The organism is Methylomonas sp. BW4-1, assembly GCF_052474385.1.
This window is the reverse complement of record NZ_CP184125.1, coordinates 3,259,136-3,281,070: the sequence shown is the minus strand read 5'-3', so window position 1 is coordinate 3,281,070 and position 21,935 is coordinate 3,259,136. Positions and strand designations below refer to the sequence as shown.

25 protein-coding genes are annotated in these 21,935 nt (G+C 53.6%); 3 read left to right on the top strand and 22 right to left on the bottom strand.

Going from position 1 to position 21,935, the window contains the following annotated elements; genetic code table 11:
- Positions 1-4 precede the first annotated feature (4 nt).
- The 14 genes from ACH5Y9_RS15155 to ACH5Y9_RS15090 all read right to left on the bottom strand — a co-directional run bounded on the left by ACH5Y9_RS15155 (position 5) and on the right by ACH5Y9_RS15090 (position 11,356).
- Entirely contained in the window at positions 5-322 is a 318-nt protein-coding gene (locus ACH5Y9_RS15155; RefSeq protein ID WP_445366678.1) for a hypothetical protein, read from the bottom strand.
- Complete coding sequence (gene traC / locus ACH5Y9_RS15150; RefSeq protein ID WP_445366677.1) at positions 312-2,726, bottom strand: type IV secretion system protein TraC; 2,415 nt, start codon at positions 2,724-2,726, stop codon at positions 312-314. The genes ACH5Y9_RS15155 and traC overlap by 11 nt, the downstream gene beginning before the upstream one ends.
- Positions 2,723-2,989, bottom strand: a complete 267-nt coding sequence (locus tag ACH5Y9_RS15145) for an RRXRR domain-containing protein (RefSeq protein ID WP_445366676.1) — start codon at positions 2,987-2,989, stop codon at positions 2,723-2,725. Before ACH5Y9_RS15145 ends, traC begins: the two co-directional genes overlap by 4 nt.
- Before the next feature lie 7 nt (positions 2,990-2,996).
- Entirely contained in the window at positions 2,997-3,296 is a 300-nt protein-coding gene (traA, locus tag ACH5Y9_RS15140; protein WP_445366675.1) for a TraA family conjugative transfer protein, read from the bottom strand.
- A 124-nt stretch (positions 3,297-3,420) separates the two neighbouring features.
- The gene (locus ACH5Y9_RS15135; protein WP_445366674.1) at positions 3,421-3,930 is read right to left on the bottom strand and encodes a TraV family lipoprotein; all 510 of its coding nucleotides are present in this window, start codon (positions 3,928-3,930) and stop codon (positions 3,421-3,423) included.
- The gene (locus ACH5Y9_RS15130) at positions 3,927-4,742 is read right to left on the bottom strand and encodes a DsbC family protein (protein WP_445366673.1); all 816 of its coding nucleotides are present in this window, start codon (positions 4,740-4,742) and stop codon (positions 3,927-3,929) included. Before ACH5Y9_RS15130 ends, ACH5Y9_RS15135 begins: the two co-directional genes overlap by 4 nt.
- Positions 4,743-4,811: 69 nt before the next feature.
- Entirely contained in the window at positions 4,812-6,182 is a 1,371-nt protein-coding gene (locus ACH5Y9_RS15125; RefSeq protein WP_445366672.1) for a TraB/VirB10 family protein, read from the bottom strand.
- Positions 6,182-7,144: a TraK protein gene (locus ACH5Y9_RS15120; RefSeq protein WP_445366671.1), complete on the bottom strand. Its 963-nt coding sequence runs from the start codon at positions 7,142-7,144 to the stop codon at positions 6,182-6,184. The genes ACH5Y9_RS15125 and ACH5Y9_RS15120 overlap by 1 nt, the downstream gene beginning before the upstream one ends.
- Complete coding sequence (locus ACH5Y9_RS15115) at positions 7,141-7,752, bottom strand: TraE/TraK family type IV conjugative transfer system protein (RefSeq protein WP_445366670.1); 612 nt, start codon at positions 7,750-7,752, stop codon at positions 7,141-7,143. Before ACH5Y9_RS15115 ends, ACH5Y9_RS15120 begins: the two co-directional genes overlap by 4 nt.
- On the bottom strand, positions 7,749-8,030 hold the full coding sequence (traL, locus tag ACH5Y9_RS15110) for a type IV conjugative transfer system protein TraL (protein ID WP_445366669.1): 282 nt from the start codon (positions 8,028-8,030) through the stop codon (positions 7,749-7,751). The genes ACH5Y9_RS15115 and traL overlap by 4 nt, the downstream gene beginning before the upstream one ends.
- Before the next feature lie 217 nt (positions 8,031-8,247).
- A complete protein-coding gene (locus tag ACH5Y9_RS15105; protein ID WP_445366668.1) occupies positions 8,248-8,721 on the bottom strand; it encodes a nuclear transport factor 2 family protein in 474 nt (157 codons plus the stop codon).
- Between the two features lie 31 nt (positions 8,722-8,752).
- Positions 8,753-9,358, bottom strand: a complete 606-nt coding sequence (locus ACH5Y9_RS15100; protein ID WP_445366667.1) for a glutathione S-transferase family protein — start codon at positions 9,356-9,358, stop codon at positions 8,753-8,755.
- Between the two features lie 15 nt (positions 9,359-9,373).
- A complete protein-coding gene (locus ACH5Y9_RS15095) occupies positions 9,374-10,663 on the bottom strand; it encodes a pyridoxamine 5'-phosphate oxidase family protein (RefSeq protein ID WP_445366666.1) in 1,290 nt (429 codons plus the stop codon).
- Between the two features lie 147 nt (positions 10,664-10,810).
- Positions 10,811-11,356, bottom strand: coding sequence for a carboxymuconolactone decarboxylase family protein (locus ACH5Y9_RS15090; protein ID WP_445366665.1), 546 nt, complete (start codon positions 11,354-11,356; stop codon positions 10,811-10,813).
- A 136-nt stretch (positions 11,357-11,492) separates the two neighbouring features.
- Here ACH5Y9_RS15090 and ACH5Y9_RS15085 point away from each other — a divergent pair, with 136 nt between their 5' ends.
- Complete coding sequence (locus tag ACH5Y9_RS15085; RefSeq protein ID WP_445366664.1) at positions 11,493-12,392, top strand: LysR substrate-binding domain-containing protein; 900 nt, start codon at positions 11,493-11,495, stop codon at positions 12,390-12,392.
- 10 nt (positions 12,393-12,402) lie between these two features.
- Here the strand turns inward: ACH5Y9_RS15085 and ACH5Y9_RS15080 are convergent, their stop codons facing one another.
- Complete coding sequence (locus ACH5Y9_RS15080; protein WP_445366663.1) at positions 12,403-13,278, bottom strand: AraC family transcriptional regulator; 876 nt, start codon at positions 13,276-13,278, stop codon at positions 12,403-12,405.
- A gap of 181 nt (positions 13,279-13,459) precedes the next feature.
- Between ACH5Y9_RS15080 and ACH5Y9_RS15075 the strand changes: the two genes are divergently transcribed.
- Positions 13,460-14,041 (top strand): carboxymuconolactone decarboxylase family protein, encoded by a 582-nt coding sequence (locus tag ACH5Y9_RS15075; protein WP_445366662.1) that lies wholly within the window; start codon positions 13,460-13,462, stop codon positions 14,039-14,041.
- A gap of 49 nt (positions 14,042-14,090) precedes the next feature.
- Here ACH5Y9_RS15075 and ACH5Y9_RS15070 read toward each other — a convergent pair whose 3' ends face one another.
- From ACH5Y9_RS15070 to ACH5Y9_RS15055, 4 genes are read right to left on the bottom strand one after another with little or no spacing between them, the layout of a single operon-like run.
- Positions 14,091-14,717 (bottom strand): TIGR04282 family arsenosugar biosynthesis glycosyltransferase, encoded by a 627-nt coding sequence (locus ACH5Y9_RS15070; RefSeq protein ID WP_445366661.1) that lies wholly within the window; start codon positions 14,715-14,717, stop codon positions 14,091-14,093.
- A gap of 3 nt (positions 14,718-14,720) precedes the next feature.
- Entirely contained in the window at positions 14,721-15,512 is a 792-nt protein-coding gene (locus ACH5Y9_RS15065; RefSeq protein WP_445366660.1) for a sterol desaturase family protein, read from the bottom strand.
- Positions 15,512-16,195: a TIGR04283 family arsenosugar biosynthesis glycosyltransferase gene (locus tag ACH5Y9_RS15060; protein WP_445366659.1), complete on the bottom strand. Its 684-nt coding sequence runs from the start codon at positions 16,193-16,195 to the stop codon at positions 15,512-15,514. The genes ACH5Y9_RS15065 and ACH5Y9_RS15060 overlap by 1 nt, the downstream gene beginning before the upstream one ends.
- 17 nt (positions 16,196-16,212) lie before the next feature.
- Positions 16,213-18,363: an FAD-dependent oxidoreductase gene (locus ACH5Y9_RS15055; protein WP_445366658.1), complete on the bottom strand. Its 2,151-nt coding sequence runs from the start codon at positions 18,361-18,363 to the stop codon at positions 16,213-16,215.
- A 280-nt stretch (positions 18,364-18,643) separates the two neighbouring features.
- Between ACH5Y9_RS15055 and ACH5Y9_RS15050 the strand changes: the two genes are divergently transcribed.
- Positions 18,644-19,138 carry a MerR family transcriptional regulator gene (locus ACH5Y9_RS15050; RefSeq protein ID WP_445366657.1) on the top strand — a complete coding sequence of 165 codons (495 nt, stop codon included), beginning with the start codon at positions 18,644-18,646 and terminating at the stop codon, positions 19,136-19,138.
- A 175-nt stretch (positions 19,139-19,313) separates the two neighbouring features.
- Here the strand turns inward: ACH5Y9_RS15050 and ACH5Y9_RS15045 are convergent, their stop codons facing one another.
- The 3 genes from ACH5Y9_RS15045 to arsS form a co-directional block, all read right to left on the bottom strand.
- Complete coding sequence (locus tag ACH5Y9_RS15045; RefSeq protein ID WP_445366656.1) at positions 19,314-20,378, bottom strand: cobalamin-independent methionine synthase II family protein; 1,065 nt, start codon at positions 20,376-20,378, stop codon at positions 19,314-19,316.
- Positions 20,379-20,442: 64 nt separating this feature from the next.
- Entirely contained in the window at positions 20,443-20,655 is a 213-nt protein-coding gene (gene nrtS, locus ACH5Y9_RS15040) for a nitrate/nitrite transporter NrtS (protein WP_445369897.1), read from the bottom strand.
- Positions 20,656-20,972: 317 nt separating this feature from the next.
- Positions 20,973-21,935, bottom strand: a complete 963-nt coding sequence (arsS, locus tag ACH5Y9_RS15035; protein WP_445366655.1) for an arsenosugar biosynthesis radical SAM (seleno)protein ArsS — start codon at positions 21,933-21,935, stop codon at positions 20,973-20,975.

Genomic DNA, 21,935 nt, shown 5'->3' with positions numbered 1-21,935 from the left:
GACATCACTTACCGTCATGACGGACATAGACATCGTCAGGTGCGGCGACTACCGCCGTTGAATCGATCACCAGATAGCCGGCGTCACTGAGTTTCTTGGATTGGGCTTGCCAATCGCCGACGATCTTGTCCATTTGGTCTTGGCTAGCGTTGGGCGGAATTGATTGAATCAATTCGGCCCGATCCAGTACGAACACTGGCGTGACCAGATTCAGGCGTGCTAATGGTTGCTGTAATTGCTGAAGGGCAGCAAACCAACCACTGAGGCAGCCCAAACTGGAAGCGATCAAAATGATACTGAGCCATTGCGATTTAGCGTCCATGGGTAAACTCCCGTGATTTGGATTGGCGGCTATCGATGAGTTTTTGAATGGCATCGCCCAGACTTAAACCTTGTCGGCGCAGTTGTTTCAGTGCTTGCACATCTTCAGGCTTGGTGGAAAACAGAATGCGTTTGAAGGGATCGACAATCAGACGTCCAATGCCTGACCCCATTTCTGTGATGAAAAAGATTTCCGAATAGGCACCCGGTAGGGTATGCACGGTTTTTAAGAGTTCGTAGCCGCCGTCGGATAAAGGGAGGCGACGATCCTGTTTCATGCCTTCGATGACTTCGGCCTTTTGGCCCAGCAAGTACATATTGGCCGAGTTCTCGACAATAGCCCGGCCAGCAGCATTGCGATACAAATCATTCACCGACTGGGTGATGGTGACTGCCGCGCCGCCGTATTTGCGAAAGCGCCGATAGCCGTGTTCCATAAATTTGGCCACATCGCCTTCGGTGAGCAAATCCCAGGCTTCGTCGATGATCACAATCTTGGGACGGTTGCGTTCGCCCAGATACATTTCCTGCTGTATTTGGTAGATCAGTTGCAGCAAGACCACCTGTTGTAGATGCTTGCGACCTTTGAGTTCTTCCAGTTCCAGCACGGTAAAGTCACTGGCAAATTTGGCGTTGTTTTGGCCATTGAAGTAACGGCCGTATTCGCCTCTGGTGGTGAACGGAAACAACTGCTCTCCGACGTCCTTCAAGCGCTGATCGGTTTCGGAACACAGTTGCTTGGCAATGTCATCGACCGACATGAACTGGGCTTTTTCGGTCCAGAGTTGCTTCAAAATCCGTTTTAGGCCGGCGGTTTGAAAATCGGTCAATTTCTCGGTTGGTGCCGCCATCTGGCTGACCAATCCGGCTAACATATCCGCTTCTTCCTCGAAATTCTGCACGATCTCGAACGGGTTCATGCAGATGCCTGAGCCGTGGGTAAATTTAACGAAATCGCCTTCCAGCACCTCACAGAGGTTTTCATAGGAGCGGCCGACATCAATCGCCCATATTTGCGCGCCTTCGGTCAGATAGCTGACGATGATCTCGTTGGTCAGGAACGATTTACCTTTACCGGATTCGGCGGCAATGCACAGGTTGTAATTTCCGGTGGTGTCGAACAACGACACGGCCATGTGCTCGCCGTTACGGGAAACAAAATTCAAGGTCGGTGTGCCGGTGCCGGCCCAGTCGCCAAACAGCGGTAACAAGGGAATGGCATGACGGGTGGCCAATGTGCGGTAACGCTTCAAGTCGGCAATCGCCGTGCGTTCAGGACCGAACGGCAAACAATTCAGAAAAAATGGTAGGCAGAAATATTTGTCTTCCAACAGTTGAAAACCCATCTCCCGGAAATATACGCGGGCATTGGAGACAGCCGCCGCTTCTTCCTGTTCATCGCAGAACAACAGCACACCGAAATAACTGCGGATCGGCCGATCACCGTCGCCATAAGCTTCGAACAGTACATCGAAGTTATGTTTGCGTTGCACCAATACCGGTAAGAATCGGGCAATCGGTGTGTTGACCTGGTTGGTGATGAATTGCCGAACGCCTTCTTGCCGGCTACGGGTGGATTCGGCGTCGGGGTAATGCAGGGTCAGACTGATCAGCGCATTCTGGCGAATGCCGCGCGTGCCGGACAAAATATCGCCCAGATAACTCTTGGCGCTGCCGAAGTAAAAATGATCGGGTGTGCGTTTGGCGGATAGCGTCTTTACTCGCTTGTTACCAAGCCAGATGCCTTTCTCATCGGTCCGAATCGCGTTGTCGTAATCTAATAGCTGATCGCAAATCAGTTGCGTGGGGTCACATTCCGGAACCACACGGTCTTTCCAGCCGGCATCCGGCTGCCAGTTAAGGATGGTATTCAATACCCGCACATATTGGTCGGAGTCCAAAATCGAGGGATATAAGCCAATCGTCGATAAGGACTGCTGAGTGGCGAGTTGCAATTCGGTGGCGCGGCGGATTTCCGCTTCACTCGGTCTGGGATCGGCCATCGGCAGCTTGACCGTGACGATGACATGGCTGCGTCTAAGCCGAGCGCCAGAAATGGATTCCGGCGGTTTGGTGGTGCCTTGCCTTAGGAAGTCGATGCTGGCACCGGTCATGGTTTTATAGGTTTGCTTTTGCTGCTTCAGACGCCGGGTTTGCATCACGGCCAACGATTCTTCAATATCCGGCGACGTCCAAAGACTGACTTGCAGCAGCGTTTCGGTGGGCCAGTCTTGATTCAGCAGGACGTTGACCCGCGCGGAAACGCTGGGATCGGCACCGGTCAGCGGGCGACAAATGAAGCCAAAACCGATACTCGAGTCTGCCAACAAAAAAAGATGATGTTCGTGGTCATAAGCGAGGGTTGAAAACAGCGTGTCAGCGGTAAATGTTCTGGACTGTTTCATGCCGATTCCTCCTCGGCGTACAACAACATCATGGTTTCGGCCTGATTTTGCAGCAACAACCTAATGGTGTAAGGATGCCGACTGACGCGTACCGCACGCTTCTTGCGCAGCAGTTCCCGCGCCCGAGCCGGATGACAGGGATTAAGCGGTTTGCCATCGGCGGCCTGAACCAGGACAGTGCGATGATCGCTGTGTTTGCTTGTGATACGACGGTTGCCCGCCGTCATCTCGGTTCTGACAGGTGTTCCGGTAAGTTCACTCATGGCAACCCTAGAGCGTCGCGGTGACGATATTGGTGATGATGGTCGGTGCGGCGAATAAGCCGACACCACTGGCCACGCCCAGGACAAAGCCCATGATGCTGCCGCGTACCACACCGGCCACCAAGCCGACGATCACGAACACGATGGCGATGATCCGGCCCAACAAGCCTTCGACCCAGCCGGTCAGCAAGGTCCAGACGTTGTTGAACTCGGTGCCGCCGGCACCGGCCATGGCGTCGGGCGCCAACAACACAAAAAACAAGGAAGCCAGGGCGACTAGAACCCCGGTTCGATAGGAGACTTTCATACAAGACGACCTCATAGTTGAATAACGACGGTTACCCGTTCGATCTCGGAGTCATGCTCCGGCTCAACATCAGCGGTCGCCCGCTAAGACTCGCCGATCCCGAAGGTGCCGGCGGTGAAATAAATTAGTGATGGCCTATGGCTGTTACATCTTTGGGAAATGCTTGGTTCTCTGAATCAAACTGTTCTCGATCAAAATGTTTTTCAGGTGGTCGTTGTTCGACTTGCAGCGGAATGAGTGATGGACTCAATGTCGGTGCCGACTTACCGATCATCCAGCGCCGTGGCTCCAGTTCGGTGTAGACGTAGTTGGAAACCATCAAATCGCCTTCGGCATCTTCCCAAGGGGCGATCCAGATGCGCATGACTTGCGACGGTGTGCGAATCGGTGTGGGGTCGTCAATCTTCGGTGCGGGTTGTTGTAAGGGTGGGCTCGGCTGAAGTTGAGGTTCCACATGCGTGTCCTGATCGACTGAGGGTTCCGTTAAGGCTGGGTTAGTCACTTGGTAGGCTTGTGTGGTCGACAAACACTGCGGTTCGTCCGGCATGCCTTTACAGCCGTATTGGGTCGCGCAACCGTTCAATAGGAACGAGAGACCCAATAACAGCATTGGTTTCATGGTTGTTAGCTTCATGGCTTCTTCTCCGCTTTTTGAGTATCCGTGGTTGATGAGACGTTGGCTGGTTTTGTCGGTTTGTTTGACAGCCAATCGACTAACACCTCCGGTGCTCCGCTATGAGTACGACCATCCGGTGCAATCAAAAACGGCACACCCTGCAAACCAAACAACTTGGCGGTAACCACGGCTTTTTGCAGGGGCTCTTTATTACATTGCGCAGGAGATTCGGAGGCTAATCCGGCATAGTCCTGCTTCAGCAGACGATCACGCACGGCGTCCTTAGTTTTGGTATCCGCTGAACCCAATTGACATGCCAGTTGCACGACGATGTTTTGCGATTCGGCACCGAGGATCGGCACCATCACCAGCTTGAAGGTGTATCGGTCCTGCAAGGCTTGCAGATCTTTCATCACCTTGCCGCAATAGGGGCAACGCGGATCGATGAAGATCAGTACCGATTCATTACCGTGACCAATCGTGACCGGTCCCAGATCATCGACATTGATTTTCATCCGCGATAGATCGATGCGATTGGCGATCTTGTCGATGTCCGGCAGATCCTTGATTTCCTGCTGGGTCCAGACATCCATCAGTTTGCCGCCGTAAAAGGCAAAGCGGCCGTTACTCGAAATGAACACCGTTTGCTCGCCGGTCTTGATCATCTTCAATCCGCTGATCGGCAAGTCCTGCATGCCGTCGATCTTCACCGACAGCAAGCTGGCTGCGATCTCCGAGACGGCTGGTTTTGGTGGGTTGGCAGCAAGCGCCGACGCTCCCAACAAGACTAGCGGGATCAGCCATAGTGGGTTGGTTGGACGTATCTTCATGGGATCAGTATCCGAATCGAGTGTGATTGAATGGGTGTCGGTATCATTGGCATCGTGCTCATGACTCCGTTACGAAGGTGACTTCAATTTCAACGCAGTGCCTTTTTGCACGATGAAATTGACCTGGCGGGTGGCATCGACTTCGATGACCGGATAAATCTCTTCGGCCATATCCATGTAAAAGTGCGACAGTCGTTCCATGGCGTAGCCGGCACCTTTCAAGGCGCCGCCTTCCATGGACTGTGAGGAAAAGGCATTTTGGAATGGGGTGGTACCGGCGAGACTGCCTAGTCCACCCGTCATCAGCACCGGAATTTGATTGCGGCCAAAGGCATCTGAAAATCCGCGCAGAAAACCCGCCATCATCGATTGCGCGAGCAGCGCACCTTGTTTGGACACCACCCGGCCGCGGACACCGTTTTTGCCGTCCTCGCCGGTAGCGTAGGCATTCATCGGCACTTCGATCACTCCACCGTCTTCACGGACACAGGAAAAGGTCTCGCCGCGAAAATAGGCGCGCTCGGCACTCAAGTCGCCGAAGCCAGCAGCCAGCAGAAAACACTCGCGAACATCGGCGTGGAAACGATTGGGCAGAATGGCTTCCTTCTTGATCCGAAACAGCACTGGCATCGGTTCTTTTTTGGCTTTCTTACCGGTTGGCGCATCCAGACCGTTCAACAAGACGCCGGTCAGGATGCTGCCAGCAGGGATGAATACGTCGTTGTGGGCAGAATTAGTGGCACTGTTCTCGCCGGTTGCTTTGGTGTCTGTGGTCGATTTCGACGATTTATCTTCCTGGATCACACGAATCTGCATCGCTGCAGGCGCTTGTGCATTGGCACCGGTTCGTCCGCCCGATATGCCGGCATTACCAGTCGTCGGTGACGGAATCGCCGCCTGTTCAAACACGCTGTTCAGATCTTCTTGAGCGTTATTTGGCCTAGTCGAGTTGTAACGGCGGCCAGCATAAGTGGGCAGTGCTGTGTTGTTGCCAGGCAATGCATTAGGATCAACACTCTCTGTGGGCGGCGTTACTGTGGTTTTGTTTTTTAACGACTCGACTTCACCGCTAACAGCTAGGAGTTTGGTTTCATAGGCTTCTCGTTCTGCACTGGTCCATTGCTTGAAACGCAGTTCATCGGATTGCTGCTCGCGCTTTTGTTGTTCCTCAATCGCCGCCAGCCGCCGTCCTTGCTCTTCGTTCTTTTGGAGTAGATCACGAAGCTGGGAGGAAATGCCGTCGATGCCTAAAGAACGAGGATCGCTGTCGGTCAGGATGTGCTGGATCGTCGCTTGTTTACTGGTTGGCTTGGCGATCTCCGGTGACACCGAGGCTAGAGCAATAATGGTAGCCAGCAGCACGGTACCCATGCTACCCACCATTAAATTTCGCTTGGCAGTAGGACTCAAGCGTGACCACCAGTTGTCCATGCCGGCCATCAGGGTTGACTCCCATTGAGTAATGATGGCCTGAGTGTCGATGAGACTTCCGGTGCATGTCTGACCGCAACATAAAGTTCGGTGGATTCGTTCTGTCCCAGTACGACTTTGGGCCAAGTGGCAACGGCCAACACCTCGTTTTGGGTGGTCGCACAAGACCGCTCGTCAAACTCCAATGGCTCCATACCGATGTTACGAGCCAGGCCGACCAGGATCAACATGTCGTGACCTTCCAATACCTGGCCGGTTTTAATCTGCACCCGATCTTGCAGGCATTGAATATGTTCGCTCTTGCTCGGATCGCGCAGGGAAAAACCAGGCGGTGTCTTTTGCAGACCCAGGTCGCGGAATAGCTTTTTAATTTGGGCGATGTAAGCTTGTTCCTGATCGCTGGTTTTGCCGGAAGTCAGATTGGACGATTGCAGTTTGCTGAGTAGTTTGTAGCTGTCTTTATCCAGGCTGAGATGGATTTCCCGTGCAGGAATACGTTTGGGGATCAAGGTCAGCGACAAGGCGATGTCCTGGTTGTCGCCGGGGGTGATGTACAAGGTCACGGGGGTTTCATCGGCGGCAGCGACGTAGACGATTTTGCCCTTGGTGCTGGTGGTCGCTTGACTAGTGGTCGTCACTACTGGATGTTCGAACGGCGTCACCAGTCGATTCAAATGGCCGACGGCAATCGGCATCAGTTCGTTAATACCTGGTTTGACTTGAATGTGTTGCGGGGCGACGGAGGTTGTCGATGTAGTAGCAGCCTGTTGCTTGGCAGCCTGTAATACGCTGGCATCGACCGGTGGTAGCTCGATGCCTAAATCCGAATGCTGTCCAGCTGCCTCCCCTGATGGTGGCAAAGTATCTGCTACTGTGGTGACCGGTGGTAAAACGGTCACGGGTAATTCATCCGCAGATAAGGCAGTGCTAACGGTCAGCAGTAACAAAAATGGCGGGAATGATCGTTTCATGGTTGAGCCTCGCGGGTTTGGCTTTTCATTGCTTTCAGACGATCCAAGGTTCTGGGCGAATCGGGGTAGACATCGATAAACTCCAGACGAGGCCGGTAGTTTTTGATGGCGATGATGAATTCGTAGGTGCGCGGTTTGATGTCGGGTTTGGAGCTAGGCCCCTGGCTTTTGAGTTCTCCGCTGACGAATACTTTATTGGTCTCGGCTTCGTAATCGACATGACGTGGGGTAAAACTTATCGCCACCCGATCCATTTTGATGGCTTTGATTTGGTCAGTCATCGCATCCAGGACACTACGATAAATGTCTGGCGCCAATAGAGGCTCGATGGCTACCTTCAGAAAATCGGCATTGGCTGGCGTGGTATTGCCAAGCAGCTCCGCCATGTACAAGCCCCATGACTCTTTGAATTCACTAGAGGCGCTACTGCGTGTTACTTCAACTTCAGTGGCCAGCGTGGGAGGCACCAAAATGATGCTACGCTCGGTACGCCAGGCGGCGAGCGAGGTAATCACGCAAATCACCAGCAGGCCGATGATAATGACCCGGCTGAAACGGTTCTCGGTTTCGTGGCCTTCCCAAGTGCGAAGGAAATCCGACAACTTCATGGCAGGAACCGCCGGATATACGGATTAGGGATGGTCATCGCCCGACTAGGTAGTAGACCCAACCAATACAGTGCATGCAGGGTATAACCATCGGGACGGTTATCGCGAAAGCGGCGATAAAATTTAACCGCGATCAGGCCAATCGCTAACGCCGGAATGAAATGATCGATCAACATGCCGGTGAGCATGCACACCATGAAGGGCACGATCTCGTCCGCACTCCACAATAGAATGTGAATCGGGTCGTCGATGGTTTGGGGAATGGCAACGGGTTCCATAATGACCTCCAGTTGGGATGGTCATTATTGTGAAGCGGATTTTGGGAAGGTCGTTTGCAGCTAATGACGAATTTGCGATTAGCTGTAAAAATTGACGGCAGGTTGAGATTTCTAAACTTTAACGCCCCTTGGCTTGGTCTCGGATGCAATCCTCTCCGAGGCTAATAGGGGCAAGATGTTTCCTCGAGATGGCTCAACCGCACCGTCAATCGGCCATTTACAACTCCAAATCGCTCAAACTGGCATGGTCGTCCGGCCGGCGACCCAACGGCCAGTGGAACAGGCGTTGTTCCGGCTTGATCGGCAGATCGTTGATACTGGCGAAGCGCCGTTGCATGAAGCCTTGCGGGTTGAATTCCCAGTTCTCGTTGCCGTAACTGCGGAACCACTGGCCCGAATCGTCGCGGAACTCGTAGGCAAAGCGGACCGCAATGCGATGGTCGGTAAACGCCCACAATTCCTTGATCAAGCGGTAGTCCAGTTCCTTGGCCCATTTGCATTGCAAAAATTCGCGGACTTGGTCGCGGCCCTGCGGAAACTCGGCGCGGTTACGCCAGAGCGTGTCTTCGGTATAGACCAGCGCGACGCGGTCTGGATCGCGCGAGTTCCAGGCGTCTTCGGCCATGCGCACTTTCTGCGCTGCGGTTTCGGCGGTAAAGGGCGGGACGGGGGCTTTGATTTCTTCGGTCATGATGTCTCTCCATTATTGAAGGGTGAGTGAGTTAAGCCTGCCACATGCCTGGCATAGTCACATAACCGGGCACGGCGCGAATGCGTTGAAACCAGGCGACGATATTGGCGTAAGCGCCGATGACTATGCCGCCTTCCGGTGCCAGCGCCAAATAGGGATAGACGGCGATGTCGGCAATGGATATCGAATCGCCGACCAGCCAATCGCGGCTTTGCAGATGGCGGTCGATAATGCCCAGCACTTTGTCGGCGGTTTGCCCGGCCACTGCCGTATCGATAGGACTACCGAATTTGAGGTGTACGCGCAGTTTGGCAGGACCGTTGGCAACTTCATTGGCGGCGGTCGATAGCCAGGAGGCGATTTGCGCCAGTGGGTAGGCATCGTCCGGCCACCAAGTTTCGCCGCCGTAGCGCTTGGCCAAATAGACCAAAATGGCCTGGCTGTCGCGGATGATCAGGCCATCGTCATCCAGCACAGGTACCTGACCGAACGGGTTGCGTTGCAAATAGTCCGGGCTGCGTTGTTCGCCGCCGCGTAAATCCACGGCTTGGATTTGATAGGGCAACTCAAGCAAACTGAGCAATAAGCGCACTTTATGGCAATTGCCTGATAGCGGCATGTCGTACAGGGTGATCATGTTGGTCTCCTTCGGTTATGTGAAACTTTCAAATTGCACCCGGTCGTCGGCAATGCCGAGCTGGCGGGCGGCTTGGCGCACGCTTTCGATCAAGCGAGTCGGGCCGCAGACGTAAATGACGGTATCGGCCGTTGCATTACCCAGCAAGCCTGGAACGTCCAACCGGGTGGGGTTTTGCGCTTGGCTGAAATAAATCCGGCATCGATCGGAAAACTGCCGTTGCAAGTCTTTAACAAAAGCCATGTCTTGCGGCGCTCGGCCGGTGTAATGCAGTTGAAATGCCGTATCCTGTGCGGCCAAGGTTTCGGCCATGGCTTTGATGGGGGTGATGCCGATGCCGCCGGCGATCAACAGCGCCGGCCGTTTATCGTCGTGCAGTGGAAAATAATTGTCCGGCACTTCGATGTTGATGCGGCTACCCAATTGCCAGCCGTCGTGCAATGCCGACGAACCACCTTCGCCGTCGTCGACCCGCAATACGGCTATGTGGTAGCAATCTGGATCGTCCGATGCGTCGGTCAGCGAATAAGTACGACTGGTAACACTACCGTCAGGCAGTGCGATCGGCACACGAATATGGGCTCCGGCTTGGTATATCGGCAGCGACTCGCCGTCGACATGGCGTAATTCATAGGCGCGAACGCGCGGCGTCAGTTGGCGAATTCCGCAGATGGTCAGGGGTAACACGCCATTTCCCAAAACGATGGGTGCTTGCGGTGCTAACGGATTGATTTGTTGTTGAGGCCGAGTTTGCTCCAACAGTGCTTCGACTTCGCGTTGGCTGTAGCGCGGAGTGATGTACTTGGGGCAATTCCAGTCGAAGGCTTCGACTTGGATCACGATACCCCGCTCGACCGGGGCGCGAAAGTCGGCCAGTTCCAGCTTAGACCGCAATTCCGGTTCACTACGTTCGTCCACCACCCGTGCCCGGCCCCAGATTTTTAAGCGTTGCCGCCCCGGATAGTCCATCAGCAGCAAGCTCACTCGGTCATCGCCGCGCAAATTCCCGACCGAAATGTATTGGCGGTTGCCGCTGAAATCGGCATAACCGATGGTTTGTTCATCCAACACTTTTAAGAATCCCACCGGCCCACCGCGATGCTGCACATAGGGCCAGCCGGTTTGACTCACCGTGGCTTGGTAAAAGCTGTCGCGCTCGGCAATGAATGCTTGTTCGAAGGCACTCAACGCCACCGTTTCGGCCTCGCCGAGTTCTGCTGATCGATACGCGGCGCGGCTACCCATTTCGGTTTGTACTGCCTGCACGTCAGGGGTGAAACTGATTTTGGCAAAAGCGCGGGCCATGACCTTGCTCCTGATTGAGATTGAAACATTGGCGTTAACTGTGACACAGCCGCCAGCGGCGTTGAATAGCCATAATTTGCAATACTTTATTCCATTCCGCGTAAGAATCAGGATCAAGCTCGTCCCTGAGCATGGTCCGGCACAGGGTTAAGCTGCCTGTTTCAACGCCACTTTCGGGAAGTCGATATCGACCCGGCTGGCTTTGCCCAAGATATTGGTCAGCAGGTTCATGCCGACGTGGGTAATCACCTCGACGATGTCGGCCTCGCTGTAACCGGCGTCGCGCATGGACTGCAACTCGGCATTGGTGACTTCTCCCTTGTGCTCGACCAGGGAGCGGGCGAATTTGACCGCCACCGCCGCTTTGGCGTCCTGGCTGGTGCCGGCCCGGTTAGCTTCAATTTCCGCGCCGTTCAAACCGGCCTCGCGGCCGATAGCGGTATGGGCGGATAGGCAGTATGCGCATTGGTTCTGTTGTGCGAGGGCCAGTGCAATACGTTCGCGAGTGCTGGCATCCAGAGAGCCATGATTGGCGATGTGATGCAAGCCGAGGAAAGCTTTCAAGGCATCCGGCGAGTGAGCGAACACCCCCAAAAAATTAGGCACCATGCCCAACTGGCCTTGGATCGCATCCAACAGGCTGCGTTGTTCGGTGTTGGCGGTTTCGTTGCTAACGGTGGTAATACGACTCATGATAGTTCTCCAAATAATGAAAGGGTTTGTGATAGGCCTGGGTGAAATTCAGCAGGCGGGTATAGTGTGTTTTATTGCATAAAAATAAAGAATAGCTAGAATTATCAATTTACTATTCCGTTTATTGGAATTATCAATGGATAGGCTGCATTTAATGAGCGTGTATGTCGCGGTGGTCGAGGCCGAAGGCTTTGCCGGCGGCGCCCGCAAGCTACACATGTCGCCACCGGCCGTGACGCGTGCGGTGGCGGCGCTGGAGGAGCGCTTGGGGGTTAAACTGCTGAACCGCACTACCCGCTATGTAAGGATGACCGAGGCCGGCCAGAAATACTACGAGGATGCCAAACGCATCATTGCCTTGGCCGATGAAGCCGACGACGCAGTGCTGGGCATCCATGCCGAACCGCGCGGCTTTCTCACGGTTACCGCATCGGTGTTGTTCGGGCGATTGTTTGTGATGCCGGGTATCGTCGAGTATTTGCGCCGTTACCCGGCGGTGGAAGTCAACGCACTGTTTGTCGACCGGGTAGTCAACATGCTGGAAGAAGGCGTCGACGTGGCGATCAGGATCGGCGATTTGCCGGATTCCTCATACCGAGCATTGCGGGTCGGCTCGGTGCGGCGGGTATTGTGTGCCTCGCCGGAGTATCTGGCCGAACACGGTATACCGCAAACGCCGGACGAATTAACCGAACATCGCACCATTCTGGCACGAGGTCTAAATCCGCACAACGAGATGCGCTTTCAATACGATGGACAGGCGCAGACGGTCAAATTGCAACCGATATTGAGTGTCAGCGACAACGACTCGGCGGCCAGCGCGGCTATGGCCAATTTGGGCATCACCCGCTTGCTGAATTATCAAATCGCCGAGCCGCTACGGACCGGCCAACTAAAAATCGTGCTCGGCGAATTCGAAAGCCCGCCGGTCCCTGTGCATATCCTGCATCGGGAGGGCCGTCACTCGTCGGCGAAAATTCGTTCGTTCGTCGATTTGATGGCTGAAAGGCTTCGGGCAGAATTGGCGTTGAACTGACGAACGCCTTTTAACTTTTGCGCAACGTTCCCGGTGATACGCCAAAGTGACGCTTAAAGGCTTTGCTAAAGGCCGGCACCGACTCGTAACCGCTCCTTTCCGCCACGCGCTCCACGCTCATAGCCGGCTCTATCAACCAGTGTGCAGCAATTTGCAAACGCCATAATGTCAGATATTCAATGGGGGAATGGCCGATCAATGCGGAAAATTTCTCCGACAATACTGATTTCGATATACCGGCCCGCGTGCATAATTCGTTGAGCGTCCAACCATGCCAAGGTTGTTGATGAATCAAGCCCAGCGCTGTCGACAATCGCTTATCCTGCATGGCCGCAAACACACCGTCGCGTACAAGACCTTCCTCAATACAGTGACGGATCACCAGTACGAATAAGCCATCGCACAAGCGTTCGATAACCGACTCGCTACCGAAGCGTTGCGCCGAGGTTTCGCCGATGACCAGTTCAATCAAGCGAGGCAGAATGTTCCCTGCCTGGTTTTGCCGGATCACGACTTCGGCGGGCAAGGCTTGCCACAATGTCGATTTGGGTGCAGCCAGCTCGATTTCGCCGCACACAAAGGCCGCTTCGCCATCCAGCCAGGGAGTCAAACGGGTGTCTTGATCGCTGTCCGGCAAATGTTCCGGGCTGTACGACAAAAAATGCCGGGCAGCGTGAGGTAGAAACAATATCAAATCGCCGGTATTCAAAGCTAATGGCGCAGGCCAGCGCGGAGAATGCACGAAGCCCCGTCCCTTACTGACCAGATGAAACCACACCGAGGTCTCGGAATTGTGGTCCATCAGCCAGCGTCCGCATACCCCGCCGGAATACACCAATTTGGCATGCAGATTCAAACCGTTGATCAGCGGGGTTAATGCATCCATCGTTTACTCCCGGAAAATCGGACAAGGATGCCGGAAGCGCAAGCATGGGATGCCTTGCCCGATTTACTTAATCTGTCCCCGTCGAAACGAGAGCGAATTAAACGCGCATCAGCGCTGTACAAACCACCATTTCGCATCGGCACACACCTTATTTTGTTATTAAACTGATAGGAGAGACACCATGTCCCAATTCAAAATACATTCTATCCAGACAGCACCTGCCATTGCACAACCACTGCTGGAAGGATCGTTAAAAAAATACGGTTTCATACCCAATCTGCACGGCGGCCTGGCCGAAGCCCCCGCAGCCTTGAAAGCTTATATCGAGTTGACGGCGCTGTTCGATCAAACTTCGTTGAGCCCGATGGAAAGACAGGTCGTATTGCTGGTCGTCAGCACGGAGAACCATTGCATCTACTGCGTAGCTGCACATTCGATGATTGCCAAACAGATGATCAAGGCCGATCCGGCTATCGTCGATGCCATCAGAAACTTGCAACCCTTGCCGGATACCAAACTGGATGCCTTGGCCAGCTTTACACGTAACGTCGTGAAGAACCGCGGCGTAGTTTGCGGCCAAACCTTGGATAAATTTATCGCGGCAGGCTACACCCTAGCGCAAGTATTGGAAGTGGTATTGGGCGTGACGCTTAAAACCCTTAGTAACTACACCAATCATATTATCGATACACCGCTGGATACCGCATTCCAGGCCGAAACCTGGGAAGAACCGGCGCAGTGTGCCAGCCAACAATGTGCGTAGCAGTTAGTAATGGCATAGCCTGATGTGGTGGTTTGATTTTGGCTTCACATCAGGCATTTTGCGCGCATAAATATCGTGTCCAATCCGCAATGGAATCGACATCCCATTGCGGCTCCAGCTCATGTAACATTAATCCCATCTCTTTAGCATGATGGCGGGTTTCCGCCATGACACTATCAGTACCCCAGGTCATGTCATTAAATAAATTCGGCTGCGGGGTATTCAAGCCGATCAGCACATACCCCCCATCTTCAGCCGGCGCAATCACCACATCTGAATCAGTATGTAGTATCAGCAAAGCCTGCTCTAAATCATTTACGGTCAAACTGGGGCAGTCACAACCCATCAGCACGGCGTGACGATACATTGATAACGCATCCTTCAAAGCGTTATGCATACGCTCACCCAGATCGATACCGTGTTGCCGGCTTAGTGTCAGTGGGTAATCCTTCGCGCATTGCTGGAAAAACGCATGTTCGCTGTCAGGCGAGCAACACAATACGACCGGGCAAAGCCGTTTTTGGAAGGTCCGAGCCAGTGTCATCTGTGTTAACTTGATGTGTGCGGCCACGGCTTCCTCAGCTGTCAATTCAGGTTGTAGGCGGGTTTTCACCTGTCCGGCTATCGGTGCTTTGCAGAAAATCAGCATTACGCTGTCGGGAAATTGATAGGTCATGGTTCAGCGCTTGCGCAAAGGTCGAAACGGCATGGCTAATAATTGCAAGAAGCCCAGTTCTTGTGTATTTCGGAAACCGTTCAAGCCAATTGTCATCTCGGTTTGTGCTTGCTGCGACTGATGACAATAGGTGTTGAACAATCGGTCCCAGCACGACAGCGAAAAGCCGTAATTGCTGTTGGTTTCCGCTTGCCGGGCGGAATGATGAATCCGGTGCATGTCTGGCGTCACTAATAGATAACGCAGCCCGCGCCCGACCAGCGGCGGCAGACTGACATTGCCGTGGTTGAACAGTGCGCAGCCATTAAGGATTATTTCGAACGCGATGACTGCCAGCGGATCGGCACCGAGTGCAATCACCAGCAATACCTTGTACAGCATGGACAGCATGATCTCTAAGGGATGAAAGCGCACGGCAGTGGTGGTGTCGAAATCGATGTCGCTATGATGCACCTGATGCAAACGCCAGAACCATTGCCAACGATGGGCCGCGACATGTTGCGCGTAAATCGCCAAATCCAGTAAAAGCAGGCTTAGCGAAATGTTTAGCCAATCAGGTACGGGTAAGTTGTTAAGCAGGCCAAGCTGTTGGTCGACGGCCCAGTTCGCTGCCAGCCAGGCCGCCGCACCGATGCTGATGCGCATCACACCCGCATTCAAGGCCGCCAAACCAAGATTGATGCTCCAGCGTTGACGGCGTGGGATGCTTAAATACCGAGTAGGATTTAGCAATTCCCAACTCGCCATCAACACTAAAATACCGATAAACACGCCAAAGCGCAGCATGGCTTCCATCACCGTCTCCCGTCATAACACATGGCCAGATCATTGGGATCGGCACCAAAAAAATACGCCAAGCGTAGCCACCACATCAGTAGGATGGTTTTGAATAGTCCGTGTTGTTGCCAGCGCCGTGCCGAAGTCAGCACTTCGGTCTTTATACAACAGGGTTTACCTCGTTTTTTCAGCTTGCTGCTGATGGCTATATCTTCCATCAACGCAATCGCCGGAAATCCATCCACCGCAGTAAATGCTTGCCGGGTCATGAACAAAGCTTGGTCACCCGTGGCAATGCCGGTCAGTCGCGAACGCTGATTCATCATGAAGGCAATCAGTTTAAAAATAGGCTTGGCGTTGTCGAACGTTACATCGAAACGACCCCAATGGAAACCTTCGGCAATGGCGTGGCCGATCAAGCTAACGGCATCATCCGGTAATCGGGTATCGGCGTGCAGAAACAGAAATACCTCGGCTTCGGCCTGCGCTGCACCCGCATTCATTTGCATGGCCCGGCCGCGGGGACTGTGCACGACTTTATCCACCCATGGGGCGGCGATAAACGGACTATCGTCAGTACTGCCGCCATCGACCAGAAGCAGTTGGCAACGATCACGAAGCCCCTGCAAAGCTTGTAATTTGCTGACGAGATGTCCGGCTTCGTTGAGCACCGGGATGACGATGGTGATTTGGTAAGTCATGTCCTGAAACTGGTCCCTCAAGCGTTCCGCCGCCAGGCATGATAATGGCCCAGCCATTCCAGCAAAGCCTTGGGGGCATGGTTACGTTTCCAGATGCCCGCTACATATTTATTAGCTTCGGCCAATGTCGGATAGATGTGAATGGTGCCTAAAATCTTGTTCAGACCAATACCGTGTTTCATGGCCAGGACGAACTCGGCGATCAAGTCACCGGCATGTTCGCCGACGATGGTCACGCCCAGAATTTTGTCCTTGCCCGGCACGGTCAGCACTTTGACAAAGCCATGCGCTTCGCCGTCTGCAATTGCCCGGTCCAGATCGTCGATGTCGTAAGTCGATACTTCATAAGCAATGTTTTGCGCCTGCGCATCCTGTTCGTTCAAGCCGACGCGAGCCACTTCCGGGTCGGTAAAGGTCGACCAGGGAATCACCGAGTAATCGGTACGGAATTGCTTGAATTGACCGAACAAGGCGTTGACTGCCGCATACCAGGCTTGATGCGCGGCGGTGTGGGTAAATTGATAGGGGCCTGCCACATCGCCGACGGCGAAAATATTCGGAAAGTTGGTTTGCTGAAAAGCATTGGTGTCCAGGGTCTTGCGCGGCGACAAGGCGATGCCCAGCTCCTCGACACCATAGCCTTGCACATTGGCGGCGCGGCCAATGGCAACCAGGACGTTATCGAAGGCAATTTTGACGATTTGTCCGTCATGCTCGGCCAGCAGAATGTGCTCACCGTTTTCGACGATGAATTCCTTGGCAGTGTGATTGACTTTGACCTCCACGCCTTCCGCCCGGAAACGGGCCTGCACGATTTCCGACACATCCGTATCTTCCCGCAGCATAAGGCGCGGCGCCATTTCCACCTGCGTGACCTGACTGCCCAGCCGGTTAAAGGTTTGCGTCAGTTCACAGCCTATCGGCCCGCCGCCCAAGACCAACAGGCGTTTGGGTAATTCGCGCAAGTTCCAGACGTTATCCGAAGTCAGGTAATCGACTTTGTCCAAGCCCGGAATCGGCGGCACGAAAGGGCGGGCACCGGCGGCGATGACGATAGCGCGGCCGGTGATGGTTTTAACATCGTCGACTGTAGTGACTTCCACCGCCCAGGGCGAGACGATTTTGACCGAGCCTTCGATGACCTCCACGCCCAACTCGGTATAGCGTTCGACGGAATCGTGCGGCGCTACGGATTTGATTACCTGTTGCACCCGCTCCATCACATCCGCGAAAGCAAATTCAGCCTGGGCTTTGGTGAAACCGAACTCGGGTGCGCGTTTGATTTGCGACAGCAACTTGGCCGAGCGAATCAGTGCCTTAGACGGTACGCAACCGGTGTTTAGACAGTCGCCGCCCATTTTGTGCTTTTCGATCAAGGTCACTTTAGCTTTGACGGCGGCGGCGATATAGGCCGACACTAAACCACCTGAGCCGGCACCGATCACGATTAGATTGTTGTCGAAACGGTCGGGTTTAGGCCAGTTCGCGTAAATTTTGCGTTGCTTGAAAAATTCGAGCATGTGTTTGGCCACCCAAGGAAATACACCGAGCAAGGCAAACGAACCCAGCAAGCTTGGAGACAGAATACCGGAGAGCGAATCGATTTTCGCCAATTGGGTGCCGGCATTGACATAAACCAGTGTGCCGGCCAGCATACCGACCTGACTAACCCAGTAAAACGTTCTGGTCTTGATGGGCGTCAAACCCATCGCCAGATTGATCATGAAAAACGGAAACAACGGCACCAGACGTAAGGTAAACAAATAAAAAGCGCCGTCGCGACTCACGCCCTCATCTATGGCCTGCAAGCGGGCGCTAAACCGAGATTTGACCCAGTCGCGCAACAAAAACCGCGCCGCCAAAAACGCTAGGGTTGCGCCGATGCTTGAGGCGAACGAGACGATCAGCGTACCCCAGGTCAAACCGAACACTGCGCCGCCGGCGAGCGTCAATATCGTCGCCCCCGGTAATGACAACGCAGTAACCGCAATATACAACACGGCATAGAGTGCCATAGCCAGTACTGGGTGAGCCTGACGGTAATCGGCGATACTGGTCTGCTGTGCCTTCAAGTTATCCAGCGTCAGATAGTGCTGCAAGTCCAAGGCAAAAAATGTTGCCACCAATGCGGCAATACCCAGCAATAACAAAAGTCTGGAGGTTTTCATGCCGACCTACCAATTCTGAGTGGGCTAGGCTTCGAAGGGTGTTGGCGGTTTGTCTGGCTAAACATTTATGTTCCTTAAGTACTATTGGGCTTGCCTGTTAGTCGTGTTTGCCAGTCATTCCTGACAACTATCTCGGCAAAGTTAATTTCACTGGTTTAATAGACATCATCGCCACTTAGTAGATCAAGATTCTTTCAGGCACTCCTGATAGGCAAAATTTGTATTCGGTTATTGCAATACCTACACTATGTGACGTCTACCTTATATTTTGTAACTCATTATGCGCCTGCCGCCCAAACACCAGCGCGATGTTCTCAAAATCGGTGAATTGGCCGATGAACTCGGCACTACGCCGAGAACCATTCGCCTGTACGAAGAGCTAGGACTGATCGCCCCCGACCGCACCGAGGGCGGCACCCGTCTTTATGCCCGCAAAGATTTGAAGCGCATGGCTATCGCGTTGCAGCTTGGCCGTGTCGGCATCGAGCTGGAATCGGTGCAAAAGCTCGCTCAAACCCGACAGCTATATGCTTCCGGCAAAGAAGCATCAGCCGCGATGCAGCCACTCCTGCATGATTTGCGTAGCAGAATACGGGGATTGCTAAATGATCTGGAAGAACTGGATCGCGACCTGGAGCGGGCGGACATGTTGATCCGCCAATGCGGGAATTGTCACAATCGCCCCAATCGCCAGGATTGCCCGGAATGTCCGGTGAATAAAAACGTCGATTTGACCAACATAGGGCGCCTGGTTTGGGATCCGAGTTGTCCGTGACCGAGTTGCCGGGCCATTTCAAATATTACGTTAATGTCATTTATTGCTGTAGGGCGTAATCCGAAGGAACTCAATTGACGTAGCCTTATTTCGTCGCATGCATTGTTTACATTCGGTGCATTACCCGTTAGTCATTGCGCTTTGTGGCCCGTTCGAACCGCAAATCGCACCGCATTCAGCTATTCAACACCTTAGCAGCCAGTTCCGTGCCGATAACGCGGGCTTTGATTTTGGCGAGTGCCGTGTCCCGGCCGGTCGAGGTATCGTCTTCGAAAGGCGAAAAGCCGCAGTCGTCGGTGGTGCCGAGCTGATGCAGCGGGATAAATTCGGCTGCGCGCAATACCCGATCCCGCACCAATTCCGGTGTTTCCACGTCGGGATTCAGCACGTCGATCACGCCAACAAACACCCGTTGGTTAGGACGAAGATTGTCCTTGATGATGGCTAAAACATGTTCCGGATCTTTTTCGCTGGCCATCTGCATGTAGAAATTACCAGCTTCGAGTTGGAACAAACTCGGCAGCAGGTCGGCGTAATCGACATCGGCGCTGTGAGTGGAATCATGGTCGCCGCCGGGACAGGTATGTACGCCGATGAGTTGGCGTTGCTCCGGGGTAAAGTGCGCCAATACCCGGTTGTTCAGGTCGATAAACTGCCGTAGCAATTGCTTGGAGGGATCGAGTTTGACCGACAAGCGCCCTTCGGTGAAATCGATTTGCACATGGTGTGCGCCTTGGTCCAAACAGCCGCGAATATCCGCCACCGTTTCCTTGACTAAGTCATCGATGAACGCTTCTCGTGAGTAACCGACTATGCCTTCTGGCGGATAAAGCAGGCTCAAGGCGGAAGCCGAAATTACCGCCTGCTTGAGCGGGCGCGTGGTATAGCGTTTGGCGGCCTGCACAAATGCGCCGGCATAGACGCCGTATCGAAACGGTCCCGCGGTTAATCGGGGTAGTTGCCGGGTATGGCCGTCGGCAAATGGAATCACGATGCCGTCCTCGGCGATGTTGTTCAAACCTTGTAACGGGTAGGTGGCAAAACTTGACTTGGTCTGTTCGCCATCGGAGATCACCGGTGAACCCGTGTCCGCAAAACGTTGCAATGTGTCGCGTACCGCTTCGTCGTAGTAGGCATCGAGTCGCTGTTGCGATATTCGGCCCGCGCGAAACTCCCGGAGTGCTTCCAGCAATTGCGGCGGACGGGGAATACTGCCTATCGATTCGGTGGGTATGGACATGGTGCGTTCCTGTATGGCGTTAAGGGAAGTGGTTGCGGGGCTAAGGTCAAGGAAATGGCTGGCTTTACGGGTCTATCCGATGATGGGCAATCGCGGTTAAGGCGCCGTAACAAGACACCAAAAAAGGCAAGCTATAGGTTAATAATGCCTTGACCACATCGAGTCTCTGCATCGCCGGGTAATCCAAAGACAGCAGACCAATTACTGCTTGCGGTTGATTGATCAAATTCAACAGGGTGCCGACGACTAAGGCAACCTTGCCGGAGCGGCTGTATATGTCGAGTTAGATGGCGGTGCGATGCAGATCAAGTAATTTTGCAAAGCAATTTCCTGCTGCGTTATTGCGACCAATCCACTTCAACATCCAGAATTACCTCTAACAAAAATGTAGATTTGGCGCGCGCTGTATGGCAAAAATCAATGCGCATAAATCCATGCGATTAAATACTGGCGACAAAAACGCTAAGTAACGCTCTTTGTTCAAAATATATCATTAAGGTTATATTCTGTAAATTCTTGCACGTTTTATGTAATGCGCCGAACCTCCAAGCAAGCACTTTTGCATGGCTTGCTTAAGCCCGGATAAGGCCAAAGTCAGAGCAAAGCCCCGCCGCAACTGCTGCCTTGGCCTGCAGTACAGCCGTAACAATGGGCGGCGGTGGCGATCGGTGCGTCTTGCAGTTGTTGCAGATTCAATTCGCTAATATGCATTCGAGGCTTATCGGAAATGCCCACAGGCATGTCCAGCATCTGATTGAAATCGCAATCGTAGACAGTGCCTTGCCAGTCGATGCTGAGGGTGTTAAGGCACATCAGGTTTTCGAGGTTGTCGGCACGAAAACTGTTTTTTAGTAAAGTCAGATAAGATTCGAAGCGGCCATGGCTGATCAAGGTGCTGCCGAAGCGCTGAATCGGCATATTGGCAATGGCATATAGACGGTTGAAGACGATGCCGTAATGTTGCTGCAAGTGCTGCTTGTAAGCCTGCTCCAGCGCCTGCTGGTCGGGCGGCAAAACGGCATCTTGCGGGTTATAGACCAGATTCAATGTTAGCTCGCCATCTTCATGGCCGTAACCCAGTCGATTGAGGCGCTGCAAGGCGGCCAAGCTATCCTTGAATACGCCTTTGCCGCGTTGTTTGTCGACATTGTCTTCCAGATAACACGGCAGGGAGGCGACGATGTTGACCTGCTGCGCGGCCAGAAACTCCGCGAGATCGGTGTATTCCGGCTCTTCCAGAATGGTCAGATTGCAACGGTCGATCACCTCTATGCCACGATCACGCGCGGCTCGCACCAGATACCGAAAATCGGCATGCATTTCCGGAGCGCCGCCGGTTAAGTCCAGCGTGTGAATATTGGCGGCTTCGGCCAGAGCCAGCACTTGATCGATAGTCTCCCGACTCATCATCTCGGTGCGCTTGGGGCCGGCGTTGACATGGCAATGCACGCAACTCAGATTGCATAAATAGCCCAGGTTGAGTTGCAAAATCTCCAACGACTTGCGAAAAACGGCCGGAAAGTCGCTGTCGAGCAGCAGCGGTTTGGTATCGTGCAT

Bases quoted from the DNA above. Each gene is read 5' to 3' on its own strand.
- ACH5Y9_RS15065 (WP_445366660.1), bottom strand. From the start codon at position 15,512: ATGGAAGCCATGCTGCGCTTTGGCGTGTTTATCGGTATTTTAGTGTTG.
- ACH5Y9_RS15135 (WP_445366674.1), bottom strand. From the start codon at position 3,930: ATGAAGCTAACAACCATGAAACCAATGCTGTTATTGGGTCTCTCGTTC.
- traA (WP_445366675.1), bottom strand. From the start codon at position 3,296: ATGAAAGTCTCCTATCGAACCGGGGTTCTAGTCGCCCTGGCTTCCTTG.
- traL (WP_445366669.1), bottom strand. From the start codon at position 8,030: ATGGAACCCGTTGCCATTCCCCAAACCATCGACGACCCGATTCACATT.
- ACH5Y9_RS15145 (WP_445366676.1), bottom strand. From the start codon at position 2,989: ATGAGTGAACTTACCGGAACACCTGTCAGAACCGAGATGACGGCGGGC.
- ACH5Y9_RS15100 (WP_445366667.1), bottom strand. From the start codon at position 9,358: ATGATCACCCTGTACGACATGCCGCTATCAGGCAATTGCCATAAAGTG.
- ACH5Y9_RS15080 (WP_445366663.1), bottom strand. From the start codon at position 13,278: ATGGATGCATTAACCCCGCTGATCAACGGTTTGAATCTGCATGCCAAA.
- ACH5Y9_RS15055 (WP_445366658.1), bottom strand. From the start codon at position 18,363: ATGAAAACCTCCAGACTTTTGTTATTGCTGGGTATTGCCGCATTGGTG.
- ACH5Y9_RS15060 (WP_445366659.1), bottom strand. From the start codon at position 16,195: ATGACTTACCAAATCACCATCGTCATCCCGGTGCTCAACGAAGCCGGA.
- arsS (WP_445366655.1), bottom strand. From the start codon at position 21,935: ATGCACGATACCAAACCGCTGCTGCTCGACAGCGACTTTCCGGCCGTT.
- ACH5Y9_RS15050 (WP_445366657.1), top strand. From the start codon at position 18,644: ATGCGCCTGCCGCCCAAACACCAGCGCGATGTTCTCAAAATCGGTGAA.
- ACH5Y9_RS15120 (WP_445366671.1), bottom strand. From the start codon at position 7,144: ATGAAACGATCATTCCCGCCATTTTTGTTACTGCTGACCGTTAGCACT.
- ACH5Y9_RS15085 (WP_445366664.1), top strand. From the start codon at position 11,493: ATGGATAGGCTGCATTTAATGAGCGTGTATGTCGCGGTGGTCGAGGCC.
- ACH5Y9_RS15070 (WP_445366661.1), bottom strand. From the start codon at position 14,717: ATGACCTATCAATTTCCCGACAGCGTAATGCTGATTTTCTGCAAAGCA.
- ACH5Y9_RS15115 (WP_445366670.1), bottom strand. From the start codon at position 7,752: ATGAAGTTGTCGGATTTCCTTCGCACTTGGGAAGGCCACGAAACCGAG.
- ACH5Y9_RS15125 (WP_445366672.1), bottom strand. From the start codon at position 6,182: ATGGCCGGCATGGACAACTGGTGGTCACGCTTGAGTCCTACTGCCAAG.
- ACH5Y9_RS15155 (WP_445366678.1), bottom strand. From the start codon at position 322: ATGGACGCTAAATCGCAATGGCTCAGTATCATTTTGATCGCTTCCAGT.
- ACH5Y9_RS15105 (WP_445366668.1), bottom strand. From the start codon at position 8,721: ATGACCGAAGAAATCAAAGCCCCCGTCCCGCCCTTTACCGCCGAAACC.
- ACH5Y9_RS15090 (WP_445366665.1), bottom strand. From the start codon at position 11,356: ATGAGTCGTATTACCACCGTTAGCAACGAAACCGCCAACACCGAACAA.
- ACH5Y9_RS15130 (WP_445366673.1), bottom strand. From the start codon at position 4,742: ATGAAGATACGTCCAACCAACCCACTATGGCTGATCCCGCTAGTCTTG.
- ACH5Y9_RS15075 (WP_445366662.1), top strand. From the start codon at position 13,460: ATGTCCCAATTCAAAATACATTCTATCCAGACAGCACCTGCCATTGCA.
- ACH5Y9_RS15095 (WP_445366666.1), bottom strand. From the start codon at position 10,663: ATGGCCCGCGCTTTTGCCAAAATCAGTTTCACCCCTGACGTGCAGGCA.
- ACH5Y9_RS15045 (WP_445366656.1), bottom strand. From the start codon at position 20,378: ATGTCCATACCCACCGAATCGATAGGCAGTATTCCCCGTCCGCCGCAA.
- traC (WP_445366677.1), bottom strand. From the start codon at position 2,726: ATGAAACAGTCCAGAACATTTACCGCTGACACGCTGTTTTCAACCCTC.